9 protein-coding genes are annotated in these 4,679 nt (G+C 56.8%); all 9 read right to left on the reverse strand.

Annotated elements, in window-relative coordinates:
- A partial coding sequence (locus MOMUL_RS14950; RefSeq protein WP_153018456.1) for a hypothetical protein occupies positions 1-496 on the reverse strand: 496 nt, incomplete at its 3' end.
- Complete coding sequence (locus tag MOMUL_RS14955) at positions 497-859, reverse strand: hypothetical protein (protein WP_062286186.1); 363 nt, start codon at positions 857-859, stop codon at positions 497-499. It lies immediately after the preceding gene.
- Positions 860-947: 88 nt separating this feature from the next.
- Positions 948-1,448, reverse strand: coding sequence for a hypothetical protein (locus tag MOMUL_RS14960; protein ID WP_062286189.1), 501 nt, complete (start codon positions 1,446-1,448; stop codon positions 948-950).
- Between the two features lie 41 nt (positions 1,449-1,489).
- Entirely contained in the window at positions 1,490-2,032 is a 543-nt protein-coding gene (locus MOMUL_RS14965) for a TadE/TadG family type IV pilus assembly protein (RefSeq protein WP_062286192.1), read from the reverse strand.
- A complete protein-coding gene (locus MOMUL_RS14970) occupies positions 2,032-2,502 on the reverse strand; it encodes a TadE/TadG family type IV pilus assembly protein (RefSeq protein ID WP_062286194.1) in 471 nt (156 codons plus the stop codon). Before MOMUL_RS14970 ends, MOMUL_RS14965 begins: the two co-directional genes overlap by 1 nt.
- Positions 2,490-3,038 carry a prepilin peptidase gene (locus MOMUL_RS14975; protein WP_062286196.1) on the reverse strand — a complete coding sequence of 183 codons (549 nt, stop codon included), beginning with the start codon at positions 3,036-3,038 and terminating at the stop codon, positions 2,490-2,492. The genes MOMUL_RS14970 and MOMUL_RS14975 overlap by 13 nt, the downstream gene beginning before the upstream one ends.
- The gene (locus tag MOMUL_RS16795; protein ID WP_062286198.1) at positions 3,028-3,279 is read right to left on the reverse strand and encodes a hypothetical protein; all 252 of its coding nucleotides are present in this window, start codon (positions 3,277-3,279) and stop codon (positions 3,028-3,030) included. The genes MOMUL_RS14975 and MOMUL_RS16795 overlap by 11 nt, the downstream gene beginning before the upstream one ends.
- A 20-nt stretch (positions 3,280-3,299) precedes the next feature.
- Positions 3,300-4,190, reverse strand: coding sequence for a type II secretion system F family protein (locus tag MOMUL_RS14985; RefSeq protein WP_062286200.1), 891 nt, complete (start codon positions 4,188-4,190; stop codon positions 3,300-3,302).
- A 6-nt stretch (positions 4,191-4,196) separates the two neighbouring features.
- Positions 4,197-4,679 (reverse strand): type II secretion system F family protein (locus MOMUL_RS14990; protein WP_153018460.1); only part of this gene is annotated, 483 nt, incomplete at its 5' end.

Genomic DNA, 4,679 nt, shown 5'->3' on the forward strand with positions numbered 1-4,679 from the left:
TCCAGCCATATTTCAAACACTCGCCGGTAATTATCTTTCCGCTGGAAAGAATAACTCTCAAGTATGGCCTCTTCCCGGCCTTGCGGTAGAAAATAAACGTCTCCTTTAATGGGTCAGCAGGTTTAATTCTAAGCCTACCCTTCCTTTTCTGAGGGAAACCTATAATTGATAATAACTCAATCACACCAAAAAACATCGCTGCCAAATAAGTACTAGCGAACACGCCACCAAGGGCGAAAACATCTATAGGCTTATCTACTCCAATGCTAATGTCCTTGAGGGTTGATAAAAAACGTGAAAAGATCGTAGATCTCCCTGCTACCTCTAAAACAAACAAGATTACAAGGATTAGTGTTAATACAAAAGATCCATTTTGAACTGAATATGAAATAGTACGTTCTTCCCTCTTACTTCCCGCAACCGATAGTCTCGCGTATCCTGGCAGGTAGATCAACAGAATAAACAACATTACCGCCAGGGTCAAGCCTTTATCCATTCAGGAACACCACCTCTCAAAATCCAACTCCTTGCGAATAACTTCCTGAATAGTTAACGATTGCCCTTTCTCATTTCGACGTTCTTTTACTAGATCCTCCCATATGGAAACCAACACGCCCAAGACAAAGCTACTTGCAAACGCGATAATAAACCAGAACCCCATTTTGAGAATAAGGACGTTATAATACACATCGCCGCTATACCAGGAGTAGATAGCCGCAGCTATAAATCCTACTACGCCTAAACCAAAAACGAAAGGAGCTGATTTCCAGCAATAAAACAAAGGTAATAGCCATGCCGGAAATTCCAAAACGTCATACCACAAAAAAGGAATTTTCTCCTGAAAATAAACCTTCCACATAAAATCCGCCTCCTAATTTCAAATATGCCAGGGAGCCGGGTTTCCCCGGCTCCCCTTCTCAATGCCCCGCATTGCTGTCCTTCCGGCATCACTTTTTCGGCCCCTGCGTCTGGGCCGCCTGGCCGTTATTGGAGGAAGGCTGGCCGCCAAGCAAGGCGCTGACCTGTCCCTGCTGCCCCTCATCCCCCGGCCGGGGCTCCCGGTGCAGGGCTAAGGCCTGGCCGTCCTTTACCAGGGCGTCAATGGTATCGCCGGCTTTAAACCATTTCGTGAGGTCTGCTTTTTGTCCCGGCTTGTCCACAAAATTCATCCCCACCTGGATAGAGGTAAACTCGTTGGTGGCCAGGGTTATGGTCTGGCCGATATCCCCGCCGCCTTTTTCGACCTTAAGGGTCAATTTGTCCGGCTCGACCGCCGTGATGGTCCCATGCCGCACCATCTTATTCATCTCTTCCTGCTGTTTTTTAGCCATCTCCACGGCCTGTTTCCTGGGGGCGGCGACATATTTGTAATACCCCCCGCCGAAACCGGCAGCCGCCCCGGCTATAAACGCCGCAACCACAATTAATGCCAAAATACCCTTCCGCATTAAAACCACCTATCCTTTCTTTTGTAGCTTGCTGCTCCATTCTAATTACCCGTTTTCACTATCGCCTGGCCCAAGCCCCTTCCCCCGACCAGCACCTCATAGAAAGACCTCTCGCCGGTCATCATGGCCGCCGCCGCGCCCGCCCAGGGCATCTTGACCCTGGCTCTGGCTTCAACCAGGTATTTATCCTCATCTATCTTTGCCCCGGTATAATCACTCCCCTTATTAAACTCCACCCCGGCCTGGGGGGTTAAGCCATCACTATTAGCCTGGAAAGCCCCCCACGCTTCACTGCCGGCCAGGGCTTCATCCTGGATAACCGCCCGCCATCCCTTTACCACCTCCTCCACCCCGGTAACATTGCCGTTAGCATCCGTTATTGGCCGGTATTCAATATCCGCTACCGGCACGGCCGTCATGGCACCCGCCAGGGAACCGGCGTCGGCCGCCGTCTGGAGCTCCGCTTTAACAAAATGAGCCCGGCTAAAGTCAATCGCCAGGCCCCAGGCGAAGATAATCAAAGGCGTCATCAAAGCCATAAAGAGGGGTAAAAAACCCTCCTCGCCGCGCAGCCTGCCAAACATCACTCCACCTCCCGTTTAAACACCGCATACCCGCCTACTGTGATGTACCGGTCCAGGAGAGAAGCCCTGCTGTCCAGGAGTTTCGGCAATCCCGGCACCGCGTTGGGCAGGTGGTAATACACCCAGGCCCGGCACCAGGTCCCGTCATCCTGGAGCACCACGTCCGGCCGGGTAGGGTTAGGCTGATCAGGGTCGAAGGCCTTACGGGGCTCACCCGGCCTGCTCCCTCCGGCCCTGGAACCGGTATACAGGGCGGTCTGGACCACCTCTACCGCCCTGGCCTTCGCCTGCTCCGGGGAGTGGGTCACGGCCAGGGTGCGGGCCGCCTCCCGGGCGGCACTGATGCAAACGCTCGTGGCGTTGGCCCTCATGCTGTAGACCAGCATCCCGAAAATGAAGAAGAAAATTATCCCTACAAAAAGGGTAAACTCCAGGACAAAGCCTTCTTCGCCTTTCTTCAGGACAACCACCCCCAGAGCAAGGCCGTTACCACGCCGGCGGCAAAAAACGGCGCGAAAGGATACTTTTCACCTTCAGGCACCCGTCCCGCCAGCACCTGTACCATGGCATACACCTGCATATTCACCCACTCCCCCACGCTTCCTTTCCTGGCCTCCCGCCAGGCAACCCATAAAGCGCAGTATACCGTTCCCAGCCAGGCCCCCAGCCCCGCCTGCTGGAACCCAATCAAGGCGGCAGCCGCCGCGCAGAGCTTGGCGTCCCCCATCCCCGCCAAGCCCAGTAACACTACCGGCAGGAAGAGCAGGAACCCCGCCCCGGCATCCGCCAAGGCCGCCTTCCACCCCGGACCTGCCAGCAATACCCCCAGAGTTATGGCCGGCAAGGTATGTACATTACGGATCCTCGAATCCTTCTTATCGGTGACACTGGTAACAAACAGGAGAATAAATAAAACCGCATATTTAAAACCAGCTATTCTCCCCACCTCCTGCTTTAAAAAGAAAAGGGGCGGGATATAACCCGCCCGAAGCGTCTTACTCTCCATTGATGCCGGCACTAAGATAATCGCCCGTCTGGCTGAAAGTGTCATATGCCGGTTCCTTTACATACCTGTTGTAACCCCAGTAGCCGAGGCCAATCATAGTCGCCGCAATAAACACCCACTCTAATAGATTGCCCCTCTCATCCGCCAGCAGCCTTAATGTGTTTTCTGCTAATTTTCTCCCTTTTGCAAGGAAACACTTTACTTTTGGCACAGTTCTCACCCCCTTTCCGGTAGCCGGCAAGCCTCCCCACCTCCTTTCCCTCAATGCCATACTTCTAAAAAATTAAGGACCAGGGCCCCCACCATGAAGATAGAGCCGGAGATAACCACCGTGATAGTAATAATCATAGTGATCCAGGTTTCCGCCTTCTGGATGGCGGCGATGCTCTCCGTCTCCCGCCGGGCGTCCAGGGACCGGGCCAGAATTTTGAGCCCGGCGGCCAGGCCCTCACCGCCGTACCTCTCCGCCGCTGCCAGTTCGGCGGCCAGTTCGTAAGCCTCGGGAAGATCAATATTCCCGGCCATATCGTGCAGGGCGTCGCTTAACTTGCGGCCGCCCCTTTCCACCTCTTCCACCACCGCTGCCATCTCCCGCGCCAGGGGGTCATGATCAGCGTTGGCGGCCGTGTCTTTAATCATATCCAGGATCGACACCCGCCCGGCGGCCCCTACCGCCAGCTGGCGGATAAAATACCCCAGGCTGCGCCGCATCCGGGCCTGGGTCCTCCTGGCTACGGCCTGCACCCAAAAAAGGGGCAGGCCCACGCCAACGCCCAACACCAGTAGGCCAGGTAAGACCCCGGTCCCCAGGGCGTACCCCAGGATCAGGGTAGCAATCCCGGCCAGGCCCGCCAGGAAAAGCAGCCCCTGGAACTCTCCCGCCGAGAGCCCGAGGGGCGTCCCCGCCAGCCTCAACATCAGGGCCAGCCGCCGGCTGCTGAATAGGTCCGCCAGCACCCGGGGAATATGGCCCTGCACCTGCCGCCCGGCCTCCTGCAGGGAAACTACCAAACGTATCTTTAAAGGCAGCGCCGCCCTGCTCCTCCTCTCCACCCATTCCGCCAGGGGGTTACGCTGCCACCAGGAAAAGAAAGCCGTGACCAAACAAAAAACGCCGGCCCCGGCCAGCACAGCGTAAAGCAGTTCCACCACATCCTTTCAGTCCACTGTCCCGGCCCGCCTTAAGATAGCCAGGACCAGGACCCAGCATACAACCAGGCTCCCTATAGCCACGGCCAGCATCATCCGGCCCCGGGCCGTCTCCACCATAACCCGGTAATCATCGCCGAAACTAAAGAAAAACCACAGGAACATGGCCACCGGGATAACGCTGGCCAAAAAACCCTCAAACCGGATGCCAGCGGTCTGGGCACCGGCGCGGCGCACCCTGGCCCGCCGCGCCGCGATCGCATCGGCGCAGGCCTCCAGTAAAGAGAGGCTGTCCTGCCCGCCGGTCCGGCCCAGCATCCGCACGGCATCGGCCAGCATCCAGGCCTCCGGTATATCCACCCTGGCCGCCAGGCGGCCAACCGCCGCGGCGATACTGCCGCCCCTGCTTTCCTCCACCACCCGGCGGAATTCGTCGCCCACCACCCCGCCGGTTTCCCGGGCGGCGTAAGCGAAAGCCTGGGCTAGGGAAGC

The sequence above is a fragment of the Moorella mulderi DSM 14980 genome (genome assembly GCF_001594015.1).
In the GTDB taxonomy this organism is placed as follows: Bacteria; Bacillota; DSM-521; order Neomoorellales; family Neomoorellaceae; genus Neomoorella; species Neomoorella mulderi.